The 21,984-nt window shown below is 30.8% G+C and carries 23 protein-coding genes; 13 read left to right on the forward strand and 10 right to left on the reverse strand.

Going from position 1 to position 21,984, the window contains the following annotated elements; all coding sequences use genetic code 11:
* Positions 1 to 50: 50 nt before the first annotated feature.
* Positions 51 to 1,955, forward strand: a complete 1,905-nt coding sequence (locus tag CXF54_RS07415) for a DUF349 domain-containing protein (protein ID WP_101203059.1) — start codon at positions 51 to 53, stop codon at positions 1,953 to 1,955.
* A gap of 567 nt (positions 1,956 to 2,522) precedes the next feature.
* Here CXF54_RS07415 and mazG read toward each other — a convergent pair.
* The 4 genes from mazG to ruvX form a co-directional block, all read right to left on the reverse strand.
* Entirely contained in the window at positions 2,523 to 3,296 is a 774-nt protein-coding gene (mazG, locus tag CXF54_RS07420; protein ID WP_101203060.1) for a nucleoside triphosphate pyrophosphohydrolase, read from the reverse strand.
* Positions 3,297 to 3,405: 109 nt separating this feature from the next.
* Positions 3,406 to 3,828 carry a DUF5606 domain-containing protein gene (locus tag CXF54_RS07425; protein WP_101017609.1) on the reverse strand — a complete coding sequence of 141 codons (423 nt, stop codon included), beginning with the start codon at positions 3,826 to 3,828 and terminating at the stop codon, positions 3,406 to 3,408.
* 105 nt (positions 3,829 to 3,933) lie between these two features.
* The gene (gene def, locus CXF54_RS07430) at positions 3,934 to 4,527 is read right to left on the reverse strand and encodes a peptide deformylase (RefSeq protein ID WP_090839093.1); all 594 of its coding nucleotides are present in this window, start codon (positions 4,525 to 4,527) and stop codon (positions 3,934 to 3,936) included.
* Positions 4,528 to 4,535: 8 nt separating this feature from the next.
* The gene (ruvX, locus tag CXF54_RS07435) at positions 4,536 to 4,946 is read right to left on the reverse strand and encodes a Holliday junction resolvase RuvX (protein WP_090839092.1); all 411 of its coding nucleotides are present in this window, start codon (positions 4,944 to 4,946) and stop codon (positions 4,536 to 4,538) included.
* A gap of 102 nt (positions 4,947 to 5,048) precedes the next feature.
* On the opposite strand from ruvX, the gene CXF54_RS07440 reads away from it, so the two are divergent.
* The 4 genes from CXF54_RS07440 to CXF54_RS07455 all read left to right on the forward strand — a co-directional run bounded on the left by CXF54_RS07440 (position 5,049) and on the right by CXF54_RS07455 (position 8,847).
* The gene (locus CXF54_RS07440; protein ID WP_090839090.1) at positions 5,049 to 5,864 is read left to right on the forward strand and encodes a 2,3,4,5-tetrahydropyridine-2,6-dicarboxylate N-succinyltransferase; all 816 of its coding nucleotides are present in this window, start codon (positions 5,049 to 5,051) and stop codon (positions 5,862 to 5,864) included.
* 62 nt (positions 5,865 to 5,926) lie between these two features.
* Positions 5,927 to 6,979 (forward strand): glycosyltransferase family 9 protein, encoded by a 1,053-nt coding sequence (locus CXF54_RS07445; protein ID WP_101203061.1) that lies wholly within the window; start codon positions 5,927 to 5,929, stop codon positions 6,977 to 6,979.
* A 2-nt stretch (positions 6,980 to 6,981) separates the two neighbouring features.
* The gene (locus CXF54_RS07450) at positions 6,982 to 8,055 is read left to right on the forward strand and encodes a CDP-glycerol glycerophosphotransferase family protein (protein WP_101203062.1); all 1,074 of its coding nucleotides are present in this window, start codon (positions 6,982 to 6,984) and stop codon (positions 8,053 to 8,055) included.
* Between the two features lie 42 nt (positions 8,056 to 8,097).
* Positions 8,098 to 8,847 (forward strand): glycosyltransferase family 2 protein, encoded by a 750-nt coding sequence (locus CXF54_RS07455; protein ID WP_101203063.1) that lies wholly within the window; start codon positions 8,098 to 8,100, stop codon positions 8,845 to 8,847.
* On the opposite strand, the gene CXF54_RS07460 is transcribed toward CXF54_RS07455, so the two are convergent.
* The 3 genes from CXF54_RS07460 to CXF54_RS07470 are packed head-to-tail and all read right to left on the reverse strand — an operon-like array spanning position 8,844 to position 11,296.
* On the reverse strand, positions 8,844 to 9,608 hold the full coding sequence (locus tag CXF54_RS07460; protein ID WP_232782590.1) for a lipopolysaccharide kinase InaA family protein: 765 nt from the start codon (positions 9,606 to 9,608) through the stop codon (positions 8,844 to 8,846). The genes CXF54_RS07455 and CXF54_RS07460 overlap by 4 nt on opposite strands.
* Complete coding sequence (locus CXF54_RS07465) at positions 9,595 to 10,392, reverse strand: glycosyltransferase family 2 protein (protein WP_101203065.1); 798 nt, start codon at positions 10,390 to 10,392, stop codon at positions 9,595 to 9,597. Before CXF54_RS07465 ends, CXF54_RS07460 begins: the two co-directional genes overlap by 14 nt.
* The gene (locus tag CXF54_RS07470; RefSeq protein WP_101203066.1) at positions 10,385 to 11,296 is read right to left on the reverse strand and encodes a hypothetical protein; all 912 of its coding nucleotides are present in this window, start codon (positions 11,294 to 11,296) and stop codon (positions 10,385 to 10,387) included. Before CXF54_RS07470 ends, CXF54_RS07465 begins: the two co-directional genes overlap by 8 nt.
* Before the next feature lie 91 nt (positions 11,297 to 11,387).
* Between CXF54_RS07470 and CXF54_RS07475 the strand changes: the two genes are divergently transcribed.
* Positions 11,388 to 12,278, forward strand: coding sequence for a glycosyltransferase family 2 protein (locus tag CXF54_RS07475; RefSeq protein WP_101203067.1), 891 nt, complete (start codon positions 11,388 to 11,390; stop codon positions 12,276 to 12,278).
* Here CXF54_RS07475 and CXF54_RS07480 read toward each other — a convergent pair.
* Both CXF54_RS07480 and CXF54_RS07485 read right to left on the reverse strand, forming a co-directional pair.
* A complete protein-coding gene (locus tag CXF54_RS07480; RefSeq protein ID WP_101203068.1) occupies positions 12,268 to 13,488 on the reverse strand; it encodes a glycosyltransferase in 1,221 nt (406 codons plus the stop codon). The two genes, CXF54_RS07475 and CXF54_RS07480, sit on opposite strands and share 11 nt — an antisense overlap.
* Positions 13,481 to 14,374, reverse strand: coding sequence for a polysaccharide pyruvyl transferase family protein (locus tag CXF54_RS07485; RefSeq protein WP_101203069.1), 894 nt, complete (start codon positions 14,372 to 14,374; stop codon positions 13,481 to 13,483). Before CXF54_RS07485 ends, CXF54_RS07480 begins: the two co-directional genes overlap by 8 nt.
* Positions 14,375 to 15,007: 633 nt before the next feature.
* On the opposite strand from CXF54_RS07485, the gene CXF54_RS07490 reads away from it, so the two are divergent.
* Genes CXF54_RS07490 through CXF54_RS07510 form a run of 5 tightly spaced genes read left to right on the forward strand, consistent with a single transcriptional unit; the run spans position 15,008 to position 19,039 of the window.
* The gene (locus CXF54_RS07490; protein ID WP_101203070.1) at positions 15,008 to 15,568 is read left to right on the forward strand and encodes an L-threonylcarbamoyladenylate synthase; all 561 of its coding nucleotides are present in this window, start codon (positions 15,008 to 15,010) and stop codon (positions 15,566 to 15,568) included.
* A gap of 8 nt (positions 15,569 to 15,576) precedes the next feature.
* Positions 15,577 to 16,992: a CCA tRNA nucleotidyltransferase gene (locus CXF54_RS07495; protein WP_090839064.1), complete on the forward strand. Its 1,416-nt coding sequence runs from the start codon at positions 15,577 to 15,579 to the stop codon at positions 16,990 to 16,992.
* A 5-nt stretch (positions 16,993 to 16,997) separates the two neighbouring features.
* Positions 16,998 to 17,447, forward strand: coding sequence for a GNAT family N-acetyltransferase (locus CXF54_RS07500; protein WP_101203071.1), 450 nt, complete (start codon positions 16,998 to 17,000; stop codon positions 17,445 to 17,447).
* A gap of 17 nt (positions 17,448 to 17,464) precedes the next feature.
* Positions 17,465 to 18,481, forward strand: coding sequence for a COX15/CtaA family protein (locus tag CXF54_RS07505; RefSeq protein WP_101203072.1), 1,017 nt, complete (start codon positions 17,465 to 17,467; stop codon positions 18,479 to 18,481).
* Between the two features lie 39 nt (positions 18,482 to 18,520).
* Positions 18,521 to 19,039 (forward strand): IS1096 element passenger TnpR family protein, encoded by a 519-nt coding sequence (locus CXF54_RS07510; RefSeq protein ID WP_090839056.1) that lies wholly within the window; start codon positions 18,521 to 18,523, stop codon positions 19,037 to 19,039.
* On the opposite strand, the gene CXF54_RS07515 is transcribed toward CXF54_RS07510, so the two are convergent.
* Entirely contained in the window at positions 19,036 to 20,094 is a 1,059-nt protein-coding gene (locus CXF54_RS07515; RefSeq protein WP_101203073.1) for a hypothetical protein, read from the reverse strand. The genes CXF54_RS07510 and CXF54_RS07515 overlap by 4 nt on opposite strands.
* 98 nt (positions 20,095 to 20,192) lie before the next feature.
* On the opposite strand from CXF54_RS07515, the gene CXF54_RS07520 reads away from it, so the two are divergent.
* Together CXF54_RS07520 and CXF54_RS07525 are read left to right on the forward strand one after the other, a co-directional pair.
* Complete coding sequence (locus tag CXF54_RS07520) at positions 20,193 to 21,101, forward strand: ABC transporter ATP-binding protein (RefSeq protein WP_101203074.1); 909 nt, start codon at positions 20,193 to 20,195, stop codon at positions 21,099 to 21,101.
* 24 nt (positions 21,102 to 21,125) lie between these two features.
* Positions 21,126 to 21,950, forward strand: coding sequence for an ABC transporter permease (locus CXF54_RS07525; RefSeq protein ID WP_101203075.1), 825 nt, complete (start codon positions 21,126 to 21,128; stop codon positions 21,948 to 21,950).
* Positions 21,951 to 21,984: the final 34 nt, after the last annotated feature.

A 21,984-nucleotide genomic window follows, 5' to 3' on the forward strand; every position in this document is an offset into this window, starting at 1 on the left:
ACTATCTTTAAAAGCTAAATACACATTAAACAAACTAAAACATTTATAAAATGTCAGAGCTAGATAACCTGCAAAATGCAGATGGAACGGAAGAAATTAACGAAAACGTGCAACCAGAAACGCCTCAAGAAGTAACTTCTGTAACAGAAGATAACGATGAAGTGTTGAATGAAATTGACGACTCTAATGCAGAGGATGCTGAGGATGAAGGTAATGTTGATCGTCATAACATTGAGGATAAAGATTACGAGTCGCTTAACCTAGAACAATTGGTTATTGAGATTGAACGTTTAGTACAAAATGAAAAAGTACAAGCCATCAAAAAACATGTTGATGCTATAAAAACAGAATTTGATAAGCAGTTTCAAGAATTGCTTAACGAGAAAAAGGAAGAGTTTTTAAGCACAGGTGGTAACATCATTGACTTTAGTTTCCAATCTACTTTACAACGCAGTTTTAAAGACAGTTATAAAGATTATAAACAACGTTTAAATGGTCACTATAAAAATATAGAGCAAAACCACAAACAAAACCTTACAAACAGATTAGAAATCATAGATGGTATTAAGGCATTAACAGAAGATGCTGAAGACTCTATGAATACTAAATACAAAAAATTTAAAGAACTTCAAGACCAATGGAAAGTTGCAGGACCTATTCCTCGTGACAAATATAATAATGCTTGGAATAGCTACCATTTTAATGTAGAACGTTTTTATGACTTACTACATTTAGATAGAGATTTAAGAGACAAAGATTTTGCACGTAATTTAGAATTAAAAACTAAAATAATTGAGCAAGCAGAAGCTTTAGCAAACGACGAAAACACAAACAGAGCATTTAGAGAACTTCAAAATTTACATAAAATTTGGAAGGAAGAATTAGGCCCTGTATCTAGAGAACATAGAGAAGCAATTTGGGATCGTTTTAAAGAAGCTACAAAAAAAATAAATGCTAAGCGTCAAGATTACTTTAAAAACCTTGATACTATATACGAGCAAAACTTACTAAATAAGCACGCTATTATTACCCTAATTAATGAAAAAGCTAACGAGAAAATTAGCAATCATGGTGGGTGGCAAAACAAAATCAAAGAAATTGAAGCACTAAGAGAAGAGTTTTTCAAAGCAGGTAAAGTTCCTGTAAAAGTTAACGAAGCAACTTGGGCTAGTTTTAAAGAAGCTGTTAGAAATTTTAATAGACAGAAAAACGAATTCTATAAAACGCTAAAGAAAGACCAATACGATAATTTAGAGAAAAAGCAAGCCTTAGTTAAAATTGCAGAAGACAATAAAGAAAGTGATGACTTTCAAGCGACGACGCAATTAATGAAAAAAATACAAGGTGACTGGAAACGTATTGGACATGTACCAAGAAAAGACAGTGACAAAATATGGAAACAGTTTAAAAGTGCTTGTAACCATTACTTTGACCGTATAAAAGAACAACGTAACGCAGCAAGTGTTGAGGAAGAAGAAGCTTATACACAAAAAGAAACGCTTTTAGCTGCTGTTAAAAGTCTAGAATTATCTGGAGAGCAAAAAACTGATTTAGCGTCTATTAAAGAACAAATTAATAGCTGGAAAACCATAGGACGTGTACCGCGTAACAAGCGTCAAATTGAAAGTGATTTTAATGAAACTTTAGATGGACTATTTAAATCTTTAGATCTTAATAAAACAGAAACTGAATTAATTAAATTTGAAAACAAATTAGACCAATTAGCTTCAGGAGATGACTCTAGAGCATTGGATAATGAGCGTTTTTATATTCAGAAAAAAGTTGATGAAATTAAAGCTGAAATCATTCAATTAGAAAACAACTTACAGTTTTTCTCTAACGTAAAATCGGACAATCCTTTAGTTAAAGATGTGCATAAAAACATTACAAGACATAAAGACGATCTAGTGTTATGGACTACTAAATTGAAAAAAATAAAAGGTTTATATTCTTAATATTTAACTTATTACACTAACCTGTTTAACACATTATAATGTTTTAAACAGGTTTTTTTTGTTTAAAACGCTAATACCCAATCATGACTACCACAACAATACAAGACGCACGTGCTATTAACGAACAAAAGGTTATAAAAAACTAAATCCCACTTCTAAAAAGAAGTGGGATTTTAGCTCCTAACTAAACTAACCAATTACTTCTGTTCGCTTACAAGAAATAATTATTTTTAATGACATCAGTGTGATGTATGCTATTAATCAACTATATTCTATAAAAATATTGTGTCATTTATAAGTATATACGGTACAATTATAGTTTTGGACTTTTTAGATTGAAAAAAAATAATATATATTCAAAAAGGGACCTCTTTTTTAGCTAATAATTAGACTACAATTACATAAAAAAGGCTGTTAATCATTCTTTCAATTTTAATTTAAAAAAAAATCCTGCCAAAGCAGGATTATAGAATAGTCTCTTGACGATCTCAAATAGAATATTAGAGTTGCTGTTTTTTTTGCCTCCTCCCAAAAAAATTTAGTGTTTGAAAATTACAGATTTTCTAATTACTGTTTTTTGGCCTCCTCCCAAAAAACATCCATTTCACCCAAAGTCATGTCTTTTAAATCTTTGTTTAACCCTTTTGCTTTTTTCTCTAAATACTGAAAGCGCTTTTTAAACTTTTTATTCGTGCGTTCTAAGGCGTTTTCTGGATTTATATTCAAAAACCTAGCGTAGTTTACCATAGAGAACAATACATCTCCAAATTCGTCTTCCATTGCATCAACATCGCCCTTCTCTACTTCAACTTTAAATTCGTTAAGCTCCTCCTCTACTTTTTCCCATACTTGCTCTGGTCGTTCCCAATCAAAACCAACTCCAGCTACTTTTTCTTGTATCCTGCTTGCTTTTACTAAGGCAGGCAAACTATTAGGAACACCTTCTAAAACACTTGTTCTTCCTTCTTTTAATTTTAGATTTTCCCAATTACGCTTGACTTCGGCTTCATCTTTTACAGTAACATCTCCATAAATATGTGGGTGCCTATGGATTAGTTTTTCGCATATACCATTACAAACATCTGCAATATCAAATGCTTTTTTCTCACTTCCTATTTTTGCATAAAAAACCATATGCAACATAAGGTCTCCGATTTCCTTTTTAACCTCTTCTAAATCGTCTTCCAAAATAGCATCGCCTAGCTCGTAAGTTTCTTCAATAGTTAAATGACGTAACGTTTCCATGGTTTGCTTTTTATCCCAAGGACATTGCTCACGTAGCTCGTCCATAATAGTCAATAAACGGTCAAATGCTTTTAATTGGTCTGCTCTAGAATTCATATAAAAAAGGTTTTTGTAAAAGTACGTTGATTTGTTTCATCTTAAAAAATGATAAACAAAAAAAAATCCAGCAAAAGCTGGATTTTTAATATCTATAAATTAAGTCAATTTATTCTTCTTCGTCAGACGTTTCAGTCTTAGCTGTATCAAAGTCTAACATGTCATTTTTTTGTAACATATTATACCATTGTACTACTTTTTTAATATCACTTGGGTACACTCTATCTTCATCATAATCTGGTAATACTTCAAAAAAGTATTCTTCCAGTTTATCTTTAGAGTCTTTATGACTAATACTAGTTTGTGCTCCTTTTTCTTTGTCTTTAATTTTACTTAAGACGTCTTTTAATGGTACTTCTTCTGTTAAAGTATAAATTGCAATCTCACTTAAAATACTAACGTTTTGTTGTATTCCAACAGACATACGTCTATTATCAATTAAAGATTCAGCAATAAAGCCTCCTCTTGTTTGAGTTACTAATTTATATAATCCAGGTTTACCTGCAATTGCTAATACTTTATCTAAAGCCATATAGTTTCTTGTTTTAAATTATCCTTTTATCTTTCACTTTGACGCTGCATAGTGTTCAAAAATTGGATGGCAAATATCTTATGTTAGTTTGGGTTTTCCAAACGTTTAACGTTTCTTTTTCATTAATGGAAATTTCATGCGGTAATCTACATTGATTTTCCCTTTAGAAATATTGGTTAATTTTCCTTTTATCAAACGCTTTTTTAACGCAGATAAATGGTCTGTAAATAAAATCCCTTCGATGTGATCATACTCATGCTGAAATACTCTAGCAGCCAAACCATCTAATGCCATAGTTTGCTTATTAAAGTCTTCATCAAAATATTCAATTTTAATATTTGGTTGTCTAAATACATCCTCTCTAACATCAGGAATACTTAAACAGCCTTCATTAAACGCCCATTCATCACCAGATTCTTCTAAAATAACTGGATTGATAAAGGTGTGTTTAAAATTTTTCAAAAACTCACTTTCTTCCTTACCTAAAACTTCTTCGTCATCTGCAAACGGAGTTGCATCCACAATAAACATACGGATTGACAATCCAATTTGCGGTGCAGCTAAACCAACACCAAACGAACCATACATAGTTTCGTACATGTTTGCTATTAGTTCTTTTAACTTTGGATAATCCTTAGTAATGTCAGTCGCTTTTTTCTTTAAAACGGGATCGCCATAGGCGACAATTGGTAATATCATACTATTTATTATTGATTATAAAGGTAACTCTGTAAGATTATGGTTGCACTAACCTCGTCTAAAAGCGCTTTATTTTGTCTTTGTTTTTTCTTTAATCCACTATCTATTAACGTTTGCGTCGCCATTTTAGAGGTAAAACGTTCATCTACACGCTTTATCGGAATCTTAGGAAATACATTTTCTAATTTTACCAAAAACGGAATAATTAACGCTTCACTTTCACTTGGCGTATTATCCATTTGTTTTGGTTCTCCGACTAAAAATAATTCGACCTGCTCTTTACTTAGATAGTCTTTTAAAAATGCAATAAGCTCCTTAGTATTAACAGTAGTCAATCCAGAGGCAATAATCTGCATCTCATCAGTAACTGCTAATCCTGTTCTAACTTTTCCGAAATCAATTGCTAAAATGCGAGCCATATTAAATTTTGTGCAAATTTATAGTTTTATACTCTTAACACCTTAAATATTGTGCCATATTTTAATTTTTACGAATTATATTTGTCTTAAATTAAAATTGACATGACAGAATTACAAAAAACAATAGAGACTGCTTGGGATAACCGAGAGTTATTAACAGACGCAAAAACTATAGACGCTATTAGAGAAGTGGTTAACCTTTTAGATTTAGGAAAACTTCGAGTAGCAGAACCGACAACTGATGGTTGGCAGGTTAACGAATGGGTTAAAAAAGCGGTTGTTTTATATTTCCCTATTCAAAAAATGGAAACTTTAGAAGCTGGTATTTTTGAATATCATGATAAAATTCCACTAAAAAGAGGTTATAAAGAAAAAGGAATTAGAGTGGTACCAAATGCTGTTGCACGTCATGGTGCTTACATATCTGCTGGAACAATTTTAATGCCTAGTTACGTAAATATTGGTGCGTATGTAGACGAAGGAACCATGGTTGATACTTGGGCTACCGTTGGTAGTTGTGCACAAATTGGTAAAAACGTACACTTATCTGGTGGTGTTGGTATTGGTGGCGTTTTAGAGCCTTTACAAGCGTCTCCAGTAATTATAGAAGATGGTGCATTTATTGGATCACGTTGTATCGTTGTAGAAGGTGTACACGTAGAAAAAGAAGCTGTTTTAGGAGCTAACGTGGTGTTAACCATGAGTACTAAAATTATAGATGTTACGGGTGATACTCCTGTTGAGATGAAAGGTCGTGTACCTGCAAGATCAGTAGTTATACCAGGTAGTTACACTAAAACCTTTGCTGCAGGAGATTTTCAAGTCCCTTGTGCATTGATTATTGGAAAACGTAAAGAAAGTACAAATAAGAAGACGTCTTTAAATGATGCTTTAAGAGAGTATGATGTTGCTGTGTAATTAATTTAGAATTACAGTAATTATCAAAACAAATTAAAGTACTGATATAAAATAAATAGCGATTGAAAATTTTAGTTGTACAACAGAAAATGATTGGGGACGTACTGACAAGTAGTATTCTGTTTGAAGCTCTGCGCGAAAAATACCCGAAGGCACAACTAGATTATGTTATTAATACTCACACATATGCGGTTGTAGAGCACAACCCATATATTGATAACTTTGTTTTTATTACTCCAGAAATTGAAAAGAGTAAACTAAAATTTTATCGCTTTTTAAAAACTATAAAAAAAGAAAAATACGATGTTGTTATTGATGTTTATGGCAAATTAGGAACTGCACTTATTAGTGCTTTTACTGCTGCCAAAACGAAAATAGCATATCATAAAAAATATACTGCATTTGTTTTTTCGCATACTGTACAGCGTTTAAAAAAACCGCAACACAATGCTAGTTTAGCAATTGAAAACAGATTAAAACTTTTAGAACCTTTAGATATTACTTTTAAAAACAGAGTCCCTCAAATTTATTTGAAACCTCAAGAAATAAGTAATGCTAAAAAATATTTAGAGAGTTCCAAAATAAAGGACAGTAAACCTCTATTTATGATTAGTGTTTTAGGTAGTAGTCCTATAAAAACCTATCCTGCTAAATATATGGCTGAATTGTTAGATAGTCTTGTAGCAAATACTAAAGACGCTCAGATACTTTTTAATTATATACCAAAGCAGAAAACAGAAGCAAAAGCTATTTTTGATTACTGTCTACCAGAAACAAAAAAGCACATCTTTTTTGATGTCTTTGGAAAAAGCTTAAGAGAATTTTTAGCCATTACACAACAATGTGATGCCCTAATAGGAAATGAAGGAGGTGCAAATAACATGGCCAAAGCACTAAACATTCCTACTTTTACTATTTTTTCTCCGTATTTAAATAAAGCTAATTGGTATAGTAAAAACGAGCCAGGACATAATATAGCAATACATTTATCAGACTATATCCCTTACGGGGAAACCGATAAAAACGAAGCAAAAAAGGACCCTGAGATGTTTTATCTAAAACTTAAACCTGAATTTATAGAACCCGAACTTAAAAAGTTTTTAAGTAACTTATAAGCATGAATTATAAATTTTTAATCTACATCTCCTACAGTTATGCGTTACCAATTGGTATTCCTCTGGAAAAAGAAATTTTAAAACGAGGCTATACTGTAAAATGGTTTGCAGATATTGAAGATGGTAAAAAAGCAATACAAGCAAAAAATAATGCTTTACAAACTATAAATGATGTTTTAGATTATAAACCAGACATTGTGTTAACAGCAACAGATAGTGTTCCGGATTTTATAACAGGCTTAAAAGTTCAAGTTTTTCATGGATTTAATGCGCAAAAAAGACCATCAAAAAAAAATGTATTTTCTCACTTTAGACTTCGTGGTTTTTTCGACTTATACTGTACGCAAGGCCCATCCACAACTAAAGGATTTAAAGCACAACAAACAAAACACCCGTATTTTGAAGTTATTGAAACAGGCTGGAGTAAAGTAGACCCATTATTTCCAATTGAAAAAAAGGAAAAAACTAATACTGTAATGATAGCCTCTACTTTTACCGAAAGTTTAAGCTTAGCTTACAACGATGACATTTACCAAGAAGTTAAAAGATTATCAAATCAAGGTGTTTTTAATTTTATTATGGTTTTACATCCTAAAATGCCAGAAGCTATTGTTAGTAAGTGGAAGTCTATATCTAACGACAATTTCAAATTTCATAATACAACAGATCTAATTCCTTTATACAAACAAGCAGATATTATGTTTGCGGACACCACCTCTGCTATTCAGGAATTTCTTCTTCAAAAAAAGCCAGTAGTTACATTTAAACACACTTTTAAACACGACTATTTAATACATTTAGAAAATCCTTTCGATTTAGAAAACAGTCTTAAAAAAGCTTTATTATACCCTGAGCAATTAATTAAAAATATTACCCAGTTTTTAAATGATTTACATCCCTATTTTGATGGAAAATCAAGCAAGCGAATTATAAATGCAAGTATAATGCAATTGCATAAAGACAAGAGCGAACTGAATAACAAGCCTTTAAATTTAGTAAGAAAGTATAAAATGCGTAAACGATTAAACCACTTTACATTTAAAAGCTACAACAAACCTTTTACAATAACTAAGTAATAATAGGTTTAAAACTAATCAAAGCGCATTTAACTATATACAATGAAAACAATCGCAGGACTAATTATAACATTTAATGAAGAGAAACATATTGAGGAATTGATTAACAATATCTCATTTGTAGACCAGATTATTGTGATAGATTCTTTTAGTACCGATGCTACGTTAGAAAAAATAGCAAAATTTAGTAATGTAATAGTAATACAGCATAAATTTAAAAATTTTGCAGAACAGCGTAATTTTGCTTTAAAGCAGGTTACCCAAGACTGGATACTATTTATTGATGCAGACGAAAGGATAACCAAACCATTACAAAAAGAAATAATTACAACTATCAATAGCGACACTTCTATTTCTGGTTACATGGTAAAACGTTTATTCTACTTTAAAAATAAACGCATTAGGTTTAGTGGATTTCAAACGGATACAACTTATCGCTTATTCAAATCAAATAAAGTAACTTATATCCAAGATAAAATAGTGCATGAAATGCCAAAAATTGAAGGAGAGACAGGACTTTTAAAAAACAACATGTTACATTATAGCTTTGATAGCGCAGCTCATTACAAGTCAAAAATGGAGCATTATGCTAAACTTAAAGCATTAGAATTAAGTAAAAAAGGAAAGACAACCAATATATTTAATTTACACTTTAGACCTCTATACAAGTTTATTGTCAATTATATATTTAGACTAGGTTTCTTAGATGGTAAAGAAGGCTTTACGCTATGCTACTTAAGTGCTTATGGTGTTTACTTTAGATACAAAACACTAAAAATATTAAATCATTAACGTTTCCAAAATTTAAGTTTCTTTTTTAAACGTTTCTTACGATAAAACTTTTCTTGAAAAGCTTCAGTCTCTTTCCACATTAAATTAAAAATCTTGTCATAATCAGCACCAGAACATTTTGCGTACTCATCACTCATAATTTCAACCATACTTTTATGAATGGTTAATCTTGCAAAGTTTTTAATACGTACATCAAGGCTTAAATTCTTAAACTGCATTCTATTTAAATCGACTAGATAAAACTGATAGTCCTCTCCTACTTTTTTTATTAATGTATTTCCAGGAGAATGATCTAAAAACAAAATATTATTTTCGTGTAGGTTAAATGTAAACCTAGTAAAAGCTCTTAAAATAGTTTCGTAATCTGGTATATTAAAATCTTTAGTTAAATCTCGGTAAGTATAATCGCAATCTAATTGTTGACTAACATAGTAGCTTTTTTTAAATAAAAAAGTGCTCATTTCTTCATAAAAGGCAACAGGTTGTGGTGTTCCAATATTTAATGCTTTAAGTTTATTAGCATAAATAAACGAGCGCTGTGCTTTACTTTTTCTAAAAAAACGATACGCTACTTGGTTAATAAAATTAGGAATCCTAAAAGATTTTACATTTACAATATAACCTTGCAAATCAAACGTTTTTAAAGTATTACGTTCTTGATCGCCAAAAGGCGTTCCTTTAGTTTCAAAATTAACAAAAATGTCATCTAAAACTGATTCGTTTATTTTAAAGTCTGGATGTACTTGTCTATTTGTTTTCACTTTTATCTTTGTTAATTCCATTGTCACACCACGTTACATTGTTTTTTATAGTCTGTAACTCAATGCTATTATTTTTCTCTAAATTATTTTTAGGTTTTTCAAAGTGATAAATATGAAAAACAATCGCTTTGTATCTTATTCGTCTTGAAATAACCCCATTATTCAATAATCGCAATGCGAAATCAGAATCCTCACGACCCCAACCTTCAAAATCTTCGTTGTAACCATTAATAGCCAAAGCATCCCTTTTAAAATAAGACGTATTACATCCTCTATATTTTTTAGAAAACTCTCGACTAGATTTATAAAAATGGCTAAGAAAAGGAATATGAATCGCTCTAGTGCGTTTCTTAATTCCTTTAGACAAAAATGAAAAATTAATACCTTTTCTTTTAAACAATGAATCTAAAAACGTTTTTTTGATAGTAACACGACTACCAAAAAGATACTGATTTGGTTTTGCTAAAGACAAATGATCTTTAACAAAATGTCTATGCAAAATACAATCTCCATCCACCTGTAAAATATAATCTCCTGTAGATTCTACTATGGCTCTATTTAAAACTTTTGCTTTTCTAAACCCTATATCTTCTTGCCAAAGATGAAGAACCGTAATTGTTGTTTTAGACTTAAAGGCATCTATAACCACTTTAGTTGTTTTAGTAGACCCATCATCCGCAATAATAACTTGATCCGGAAGTTTTGACTGGTTTAAAACGCTTTTCAAAACTAAACTTAATGCTTCGGGCCAATTGTATGTTGATATAATTAAGGTATTAGTCATTTTTAAAATAGCCTTCAAATTTAACGTCCTTCTTCTTTTTAAAAAGTCCCAAATGTTTAAAATATTGTCCTATATTTTTTTTAAACAAATAAAATTTAGAGTGACACATTCTAGGATTAGCTTTTATAATTTTCTCTATTTTCTTTAAATCTTTAGTATTAAAATAACCTAAAGACTTCCAAAGCTTAGGATCCAAATAAAAGGTATTTTTTATTGTTTTATAATTATTTTTATTTGCCTTTTTCCACTTATCAAAAAACTGATTATTAAATTGATGGCTATGCCCCCAATTTTTAAATTTAAAACGCAGCTCTTCCTCTGTTCTAGATAAACATTCATGTAAAAGCACATTGTTGGTGTAAATAATGCGTTCTTTAGTTTTTCTAGCGGTCTTGTAATTAGGATAATTTGTAGCCAAAAACACTTTTGTAGGCTGTTTAACATACAGCAATCCATCCTCCAAATATTTATAGATATTAATTAAAAACCCTGCTATCTGAATTGGGTTTTCCTTTGGATTATCTAAGTACTTATCATGATGTCTTAATGTTTTTACAAACTTTTTAAAACCAATAAAAATCTCGTCAGAATCCACTTGTATTAGCCAATTACCAATCCCCATTTTTAATGCTAATAAATGACGTTCTCTTGTATCATTCTGGATAGCACTTAATTCTGGAATGTAAAAATCAGCTCTATAAACTTCAATCTTATTATCCTTGTCAAAACTAGTTAACCATTCAAAAAAACTATGATCCACCTCAAAGGACATTCCTGTCCAAGTACGCTGTTTGTGGTCTAATGCAAGGTAGATTTTATCCGCTTGATCATAAACTGGAGGAATGGATAGTTTTAACTTTTCGTAGTCATAAGACATCAAAAAGCCAACAACAATGTTTTTCATTATAAATTATTAGTCAAACAAATCTAACAAATAATAAAAACTTAAGTGAGTCAATCTATTGGTTTTATTTATTTTTACCGAAAATTACTACATGGACGTCTCTATAATTATTATTAATTACAACTCTTCAAGCTATACGATTGGTTGTATTGACTCCATATACAAATATACCAAAGGATTAAATTTTGAAATAATTGTAGTAGATAACGACTCGAAAACAGAAGATTTAAACGTAGTAGAAAATCACTTAAAACAAATTGATTTTACGTTAATAAAAAGCACAGAAAACTTAGGATTTGGAGGTGGAAACCATTTGGGCTTCCAACACTCTAAAGGTAAACATATCGCTTTTGTAAATAACGACGCAGAACTAACCGAAAACGCTCTATTACAACTACTAACCTATAGTCAATCAAAACCCGCTACAGGTTGTATTGGCTTAAAACAAGTAGACGAAAACGGGAAAATTTTTAAATATAGTTACCGACAGTTTATAGATTTAAAGTATCATTTATTTGACCAGAAAAAACCTGTAAAATATTACAGTAAATTACACAAATCAGATTTATCAGAACCCTTTACTGTTGATTTAGTTTCTGGTGCTTTTATGTTTTTTAAAAGAGAAGCATATGAAAAGTGTGGCGGTTTTGATCCTAAAATATTTTTATTTTATGAAGAAATGGATATTTGTCTTCGTTTAAAAAAACAAGGTTATTCTTCAGAATTTTATCCTAAAGCCTCATTTATACATTATATGGGAAAAAGCAGCGGTAATATCGCTTTAAAACGAGAATTTACAGTATCCTATCTTTACGTAATAAAGAAAAACTACAGTACAGCTTATTATCAATTTTTACGTTTTATTTTAACGCTTAAATATGGTTTGAAAAGCATTTTTAAACCTAAAAAACATTTAGTTCCTTTTAAAATAGTCTTAAAAGGAGGTGATCCTTTACGTTTTTCTATGAGAGTTAAGGGTTAACTATTTGTAGTATTTGCGCTTCTGTGGTTGCTAATGAAAATGGTTTTAAAATACCTTGACAACTATCACTAGCTGCATCCCAAAGTGCTTTATTTGTGTATAAAGCAACTATTTTATGCGCTATTTCCTCTGCTGAATTTGCAATCATTATTTCTTGCTGATTTTCAAAATCAAAACCTTCTGCACCTACATCTGTAGTTACCAATGGTAAACTATGCTCTAAACTTTGTCCTATTTTACCTTTAATACCTGCCCCAAAACGTAAAGGAGCAACAAACAACTTAGCAGAGTTTAATGTCACATTAATATTATCCACAAAACCCAAAAGGTTAAATCTATTCGAGGCCAATGCTTTTATATCTTCGGTAATATAACTACCTACAATATTAACTTTTACTTCTGGCAAAGTTTGCCAAACTAAGGGCATAATATTTTGCTTTAAATATTTGACAGCATCATTATTGGGGTCATGTCTAAAACTTCCAACAAACAAAATATCTTTTCTGTTTTCAAAACCTGTAAAATCAGAATTCTTGTCTACATGTTGATGTATATTACTTATCAACACAACTTTTTCACTAGCATTAAAATGTTGTTTAAGTAATTGTTTATCTGTTTTAGAGATAGCAATAACAGTATCTGCTAACTTACAATTCTCTAATTCAATTTTAAGAAATTTTTCAGCTTCAATCTTTAGAGCCTGATTACCACTTAACTCATACTCTCTTAACAATCTAACATAATGAAAATCCACCATATCAAATACTAATCTTACATTTGGGTTAGCAACTTTAATTAACGTATGAAATTTGTTAAAAATCATTGGTCTGTGCAACCACGCAATAGTTATTTTTGGAGCAATAAACTGTATAAATCTTTCTTTTGTAACAAGCTTACCACGACTATCTACACTAGGTTGATAAACATTAACACCCAAATCTATAAACTTTTTAAGGTAATCGCTCTTATACTTGTATTGTTTTAAGTCTGCAACCAAAAATACTGATACGTTATTTTTTAGCAGTAATTTTATAATTTCGGTTAAGCGTCTAGAACCAGAATCCTTATTAAATTCTGGAATAATCTCATCAATAATTAAAACGTTTTTTTTAGAAAAAGTAAAATCATGTATGTCAAATGTCTGCTTTTCTTTTTTTAACCTTTTGGTTAATAAAGAGATTTTGTACTTGTTTTTTATAGATTTAAACATTGTTTAAAAGGTATGTTTTCTTCAAAGACTCTACTTCCTTTTTCATACTAATAGATAAATCAGTTATTACCGTATCCTTAGACAAATTAAAGTTAACCACTTGATGCTCCTTTAACTTATTTAATACATAATTTTCATTTTTATTTTTAAACGCAGTTTTAAAAATTTTATATAATTTTCGACGTTTTAAAGCAGGCGCCTCAATGTAAACATTCTCTTTAATTCCTATAGACAACAACCAATCGTTCCACTTAAATTCAGACACTTTTTCACCTTCATGTAAATGTGCATTAAAACGTAAACGCTTCCACGGTACACGCAAAGCATCAGCTAAAATACATCCATGCATAGCTTCGCTGATGATAGTTTTACAGCTTGAAATCTCTATCATAAACTGCTCAACATCTCCATTGGTTGGTAAAATCAATTTCCAGCCTAATTGGTCACAAATTTGTTGCCAATTCACCTTGTCTATAGACTTAAAATAAGGTACAAAACCAATATCATGCTGCTTAGGCAGGCTTAAATAAGTATTATATTCTGGTAACAACATTAAAAAATAAGCTCCATCTGAAACAAATTTACTAAGCGTATTTGTTAATTTTAAAGAACTATATGGACCTCGTAAGAACCTAATATCCCATGAATCATCAAAATAAAATTTCTCGTTAATAGACCTAACCCCTGTTCCAAAAATCACTTTTTGTTTAAACTTTTTTGCTTTTTCTATAAAATCTGAATTTTCGATTAAAATAGAGCCAATTCCAAAAAAGGCAACCTCGTCATTATTGTCAAAAAAAGAAGGTCCAAAAATCTTTGGCCATAACCATAAATTCAAATCGTCCCCAAAATTTCCTTTTTCAGATTTATAGTAAATTAAATTCATTTCCTAATTATTTCTTCAAATATATAATAAAAACAAGCCTTAACATATCTTTCAAAATAGAAGTTTTAAAACATGAAAGACTAAATTGATTAGTCTTTCATAAAACACCTTTATATCCTTAGGCTATAATTTAAGTAAAAGTCTAAATCCAAGCTGTTTTTTTCAGACTTAACAAATCAATAAATAATTTTAAATTTAAAGACCGAAATCTATTTTTCTAAATCCCGGTCTCGGATACAACAAATAATATGATTTTATGTAAAAAAATTAAACATAAAACTAATCTCACTTATAGATACATCTAGAATAATTAATCCTATTTATTGTATTTTAACAATCCTAATTACCGTAATTCTAGTATCTATAAATTGGATCTTTGCCATTAACTGGAATAGCTTAAGCCTAAAGTTCTGTACACTCAAAAACATTATCAAACGTAGTCTTGGGGTCTTTTTAATAAAACAGTTGCAATAGTATCAGTCATTCAACTAATAATATGCATTAAAAGAAACCATTAAATGATGATCTACCTCATTAAATCATAGCCAATTACTGCTACTCGTTTTGACATTTCTAATCTAAGAACACGCATATTCATTAAAATAAATTAATTTTGCCACAGATTATATACTAATGAGAGAAGAAATAGAAAAAACAATTGAAACCCTTAAACAAGGCGGACTTATACTCTACCCAACAGATACCGTTTGGGGAATTGGTTGTGATGCAACTAACGCTAACGCTGTCCAAAAAATATACAAACTAAAACAACGCCAGGATGATAAATCTTTAATCTGCTTAGTTAATAATTATAGTATGCTAGAAAGACATGTAGACAATGTGCCAAAAATAGCATACACCATTTTAGATATTGCGGACAAACCAACCACTGTAATCTACGATGCCCCAGCTGGTATTGCTGAAAATTTGGTAGCAAAAGACAATACATTAGCAATTAGAATAGTGAATCATGATTTTTGCGAAAAATTGATAAAATATTTTGGAAAACCAATTGTATCCACCTCAGCCAATATAAGTGGTCAACCAACACCAAAATCCTTTAAAGAAATTAGCGAAGCTGTTTTAAAAGGTGTGGATTATGTCGTAAATTTGCACCAACAAAAAAACGGAGGAAATCCTTCCACTATTATAAAACTAAGTAATAGAGGAGAAGTCAAAGTTATCCGCGAGTAAATAGTTTTATGAATTACAAAGAAGCCCTACAAAACCCAATATTTAAATTTATATCTGAAGCCTCTAACAACTTAAATTTAGACAGTTATGTTATTGGTGGATTTGTACGTGATTTTATATTAAAACGAGGTGATGCTAAAGATATTGATGTTGTTGCTGTAGGAAGCGGAATAGAATTAGCTAGAGAAGTTGCTAAACTACTACCAAACAAACCTAAAGTACAAGTTTTTAAAACTTACGGTACTGCAATGCTACGTTATAATGACGTAGAAATAGAATTTGTTGGAGCTAGAAAAGAATCTTACAACGAAGATAGCAGAAACCCAATTGTAGAGAATGGTACGTTACAAGACGACCAAAATCGTCGTGACTTTACAATAAATGCACTTGCTTTAAGCTTATCCGAATCTAATTTTGGAGATCTTTTAGACCCATTTAATGGTGTAGCCGACTTAGAACGAAAAATAATAAAAACACCTTTAAACCCTGATATAACGTATAGTGATGATCCTTTACGTATGATGCGTGCTGTTAGATTTGCTACACAATTAGATTTTATTATTGAAGAGGAATCGTTAAAAGCAATTACCAGAAACAACGAACGCATAAATATCATTACTAAAGAGCGTATTATAGTTGAACTAAATAAAATTATAGAAAGTAAAATACCTTCTAAAGGCTTTTTACTTCTAGAAAAAACTAAGCTTTTAAAACATTTTTTACCAGAGATAACTAATCTTAAGGGTATTGATGAAGTTGAAGGTCAAACTCATAAAGACAACTTTTATCACACGTTAGAAGTGGTAGACAATATTTCTAAAAACACAGACAATGTTTGGTTGCGTTGGGCTGCTTTGTTACATGATATTGGTAAAGCACCAACAAAACGTTTTAGTAAAAAAGTGGGATGGACTTTTCATGGCCATGAGTTTGAAGGTTCAAAAATGGTGTATCACTTATTTAAACGCTTAAAAATGCCATTAAATGACAAAATGAAATTTGTCCAAAAAATGGTATTTATGAGCTCTAGACCTATTGTTTTAGCGCAAGATTTAGTAACAGACTCTGCTGTTAGACGCTTAGTTTTTGATGCAGGAGATTACGTTGAAGATTTAATGACGCTTTGCGAAGCTGATATTACTACCAAAAACCCAAAACGATTTGAAAAGTATCACAACAATTTTAAAATTGTTAGAGATAAAATTATAGAAGTAGAAGAGAAAGATCATGTTCGTAATTTTCAACCACCAGTATCTGGAGAAGAAATTATGAAAACGTTTAATTTAAAGCCTTCAAAAGAAATTGGTATCATTAAAGAAGCAATAAAAGAAGCCATTCTTGAAGGAGAAATACCAAACGAGCACGATGCTGCTTTCAATTTAATGATTAAAAAAGGGGAAGCTCTTGGATTAATTAAAAGTTAAAAATCATGTTAGAATTAATTAAAACAAATTCTGAAAACATCGACTTTAAAAATCTAGTTGTAAAACTAGACCGCTTTCTTAAAATCACAGATGGCGATGATCACGATTTTTACAATCAATACAACGGTCTAGATAACATAAAACACGTATTAGTTGCCTACCATGACAAAACTCCTGTTGGTTGCGCAGCGTTTAAACCTTTTGACAACAATACTGTCGAAATTAAACGCATGTTTACCACGGAAGCTGCAAGAGGCAAAGGTGTTGCATCCGCTATTTTAAAACAACTAGAAGTTTGGGCTAAACAATTAAACTACACGCATAGTATCCTAGAAACAGGCATACGACAAATAGAAGCGGTTAATTTTTATAAAAAATGCAATTATGAAATCATCGATAATTACGGTCAATATAAAGGTATAAAAGAAAGTATATGCTTTAAAAAAGCATTGTAAGTTAAAGAAAAAGCAATATGAAAAAGGACAATAACAAAGTTATCTATTGGCTATTAACGGGTTGTTTATTAATTTTTATAATGGTCATTGTTGGTGGTATCACCCGATTAACACATTCAGGATTAGCCATTTCTAATTACAAACTTATCTCTGGGACTATCCCTCCTATGAATGATGTAGAATGGCAAGAGGCTTTTGACTTATACAAGCAGTTTCCTGAATACCAAAAACTAAACAATCATTTTAATATTGAAGAATTTAAGGACATTTACTTCTGGGAATGGATCCATCGTGTTATTGGGCGTTTTATTGGATTAGTATTTTTCTTTCCGTTTTTATATTTTTTAATTACCAAGCAACTAACAGGACCTACGATAAAAAAATCGATAGGATTAATGTGCCTAGGTGGTTTACAAGGCTTTTTAGGTTGGTACATGGTTAAAAGTGGTTTGGTTGACAGACCGGACGTTAGCCATTATAGGTTAGCCATGCACTTAACAACTGCATTTATAACCTTTGCTGTCACCTTTTGGGTCGCACTAGATTTGATATTCCCGTTTGACAAAATTGTAAATACAAGGTTTAAAAGATTAGTGCAAGCAGGTATGTTAGTGTTAATTATTCAGATAATCTATGGTGCTTTTGTTGCAGGATTAGATGCTGGATGGGTACACAACCATTGGCCAATGATGAGCGAAGGAAAATTAATTCACGAAAGTGTATATTTAGAAAGAGAAACTCTATTTGCTAATTTAACAGAAGGTAAAAGCGGTGTGCAATTTGTACACAGAAGCTTAGCATATGTTGTAGTACTATTTATTCTTTTAATATTTTTTAAAGGAAAAAAATATATCGAAACCAACTACCAACGTAAAGCGCTTAATTTATTAATGTATCTCGTGTTTTTTCAATTTACATTAGGGGTTTTTACCTTATTATTACAAGTTCCTGTTTGGTTAGGTGTTGCCCATCAAGTAGGTGCGTTTTTATTGCTATCCGCAATGACATTTACGTTACACCGTTTTAGTAAATAACAGCTAAAAGCACTATCTTTACACACTTATTTTTTTATTATGATTTACAGATTCAGAGTTATATTAGACAACGATACCAAAGAAGATATCTTCAGAGATTTTGAAATTCGCGAAAGCGATACTATGGAAGACCTACATAATGTTATCACACAATGTTTTGGCTTTGAAGGTAATGAAATGGCTTCTTTTTATTTAAGTGATGACGAGTGGAATCAAGGTGAAGAAATTAGCCTTTTTGACATGAGTGATGGATTAAACGAGGTTAGATTAATGAATGAAACCTCTTTATCTGATACTGTACACGAAGCACAAACAAAATTAATTTACGTTTACGACTTTATGAGTATGTGGACCTTTTTTGTTGAATTAGCTGAAATTGTTGAAGTTGCCGAAGGTGTAGATTACCCTAACCTAATGTACGTTCAAGGTCAAGTACCTACTGAAGCACCTGAAAAAGTGTTTGAAGCAGAGAAAGATGAATTTGAAGACGAATTAGAGGACGATGATTTTAATATTGACGATTACGATAATTTAGACTTTGAAGAAAACTGGAATTAAAAATCCTGAGTATTCATATCTTCATAATTACGTTTAACAAAGTTTAGTGCGTTTTTCAAAATTTCACCCATATTTTTACTTTTCTTAAATTCTAAATCTAACGTGTGATCGTATATTTTAGACTTTAGAAGTTCTATATTGGCTGTATTTGATATTTCGTCATTAACCATGCAATCAAGTAATTGGGCAATACGGTCGTTATAACTTATCATACGTTTTGCAACTATAGAACGTTCTTCAATTTTATATTGATCTATAGATTCTTGAGTAAACTTTTTAGCGACTAGTTGTACTAATTTTAAATTTTCCTTAAAAAACTGAGGTCGGTAGACCTTAAACTTCCCTTCGTAGCATTGTTGGTCAAAATCAATAGCTCTAATTTTAAACACAACGTGATCAAAATCATGCGTTGGTACAATTACGTAATTATAAGCACGCATATCCCCTAGTAATCTAATCATGCAACGCTCGTTAAACTTAACAAACTCTTTTGCAATCTGAGATTTTTCACGTTCTGAACAATCTGGTAAATTATTTTTTATAAACTCGTCACCAGGTATTCCCGCAATATGCTCCTCTATTAAAGTGTTACCGTGCACCATAAAGTTTAACTGATATGGAGACAACATCTGTTCTAACTCTAAGCCGTAAATACGGGAAGCATCGGCTTTTTTGACATAAAAATAGGTGTAATTATCATTTATAATATTCCTGATTTTTACTCTAAAAGGTTTAGAATTTCCAAAAGTACAATAGTCTATAGCATCAATATTTAAAAAGGCGTTAGCAGTAACATTTCCATCAGAGTGGAGTCTACTGTAAACCTTTTTTAAACTAAGATCAATTTCTTCTCTATCAAATTCGCTAAAATACACACGTACCCAAAGCGTATCATTATCATCTTTATCATAAACCGTTATGGCACCCTGAAAACGCAATAAATCGTCATATAGAATAGTTATTTTAGAGTTACGGTTGTACTCTGTTAAATACTTATTCAATCTATCGCTAATTGGGTAAGACGGTTTTTTCTTCGAAATTTTTAAATCTTTCATAAATTTATCTGTTCTCAAATTTATAAACTATATTTTAATTTGTAACATTTTTAACAATCTATCGTCTTACTATTAAACCAATCAAAAAACCACACATCTTGGAAACTATTCTTAGCATTAGTAATCTTACTAAAAAGTATGGCAATTTAACCGCTGTCAATAATTTATCCTTTACAATTCAAAAAGGTAACGTTTATGGTATTTTAGGACCAAACGGAAGTGGAAAATCAACCACTTTGGGTGTTACCTTAAATGTTGTCAACGCTACTAGCGGAAACTTTAGTTGGTTTGGAGGAGACACCACTACACATGAAGCATTAAAAAGAGTTGGAGCTATTATTGAGCGTCCAAACTTTTACCCTTATATGTCTGCATACAAAAACTTAAAATTAGTATGTAAAATTAAAGAAATCAGTGAAGATAAAATTAACGAAAAACTAGAATTAGTAGGTCTTTTAGACCGGAAAGACAGTAAGTTTAAAACGTTTTCTTTAGGGATGAAACAGCGCCTAGCAATTGCATCCGCTTTACTTAACGATCCTGAAATTTTAATTTTAGACGAGCCCACAAACGGTTTAGACCCCCAAGGTATACATCAAATTAGAGCAATAATACAAGACATAGCCAGTCAAGGTACTACCATTTTATTAGCGTCTCATTTATTGGACGAAGTAGAAAAAGTGTGCTCTCATGTTGTCGTACTTAGAAAAGGTGAAAAATTATATGAAGGTCCTGTAGATCAAATGATATCAAGCAACGGTTTTTTTGAATTAAAAAGCGAAAATACTGATGACTTAATTAACTATCTAGAAGCGCATCCAAATATTAAAAGCACCAAAATTCTGGAAGATTTAGTAACTGCGTTTATTGATCAACCAATGTCTGCTGCTGCTTTTAACAAAGAGCTATTAGAAAAAGGCATTTTATTATCTCACTTAGTATTGAGAAAAGAAAGCTTAGAAGAACAATTCCTTCAACTTACAGACGATCTAAACGACGCTAACTAACCACTACCTTAACAAACCGCAATCATGTTTCGACTATTATCCATAGAATTACAAAAATTACTAGAAAACAGAAGTAGTAAAACACTTATCTTTTTTTCTTTTATACTGCCCTTTTTTATAATATTATTATCGTCATTTAAAATCAATTTTTTCGGCTTATTCACGATAGATTTAGGAAGTGTTGGTATTTTTGACTTTCCATACATTTGGCACATAACAACTTTTTTTACAGCCCAATTCAAACTGTTTTTTGCTATTGTTGTAGTAAGTATGATTGGTAATGAATATAGCAATAAAACGATTAAGCAAAACCTAATTGATGGTTTAAGCAAGAAAGAGTTTATACTCTCCAAATTTATTGCAATTGTCTTTTTTGCTTTGGTATCCACGTTATTAATTGGACTAATTACTTTATGTATTGGATTGTATTACTCCGGAGATACGGAAGCCTATTACATGCATAGCGAAATTATATTTTTATTAGCTTATTTTGTTAAGCTTGTTGGCTTCTTTAGTTTATGTCTTTTTCTAGCCGTATTAGTCAAACGATCAGCATTTGCGCTTGGTTTTATGTTTATCCTTTTTATTTTAGAATGGATTGTATATGCAATACTAGCAAAAAACTATGATGATGACATAGCAACTAACATCCAAAATTATTTCCCATTAAAATCCATGTGGAAATTAATAGATGAGCCCTTTAGACGTATTGTATTAATGAAGTCGCCCGAAAAAACAGAACTCCTTTATGACTATGCTGTGCATTGGAACGAAATAGGGATTGTTGTGGTTTGGACTGCTCTATTTATATACGGGTCATACAAACTATTACAAAAACGAGACTTGTAGGAATTATAATACTTAACATTTATATTAAATAAAT

Origin of the sequence: Olleya sp. 1-3 (assembly GCF_002836085.1) — a bacterium.
In the GTDB taxonomy this organism is placed as follows: Bacteria; Bacteroidota; Bacteroidia; order Flavobacteriales; family Flavobacteriaceae; genus Olleya; species Olleya namhaensis.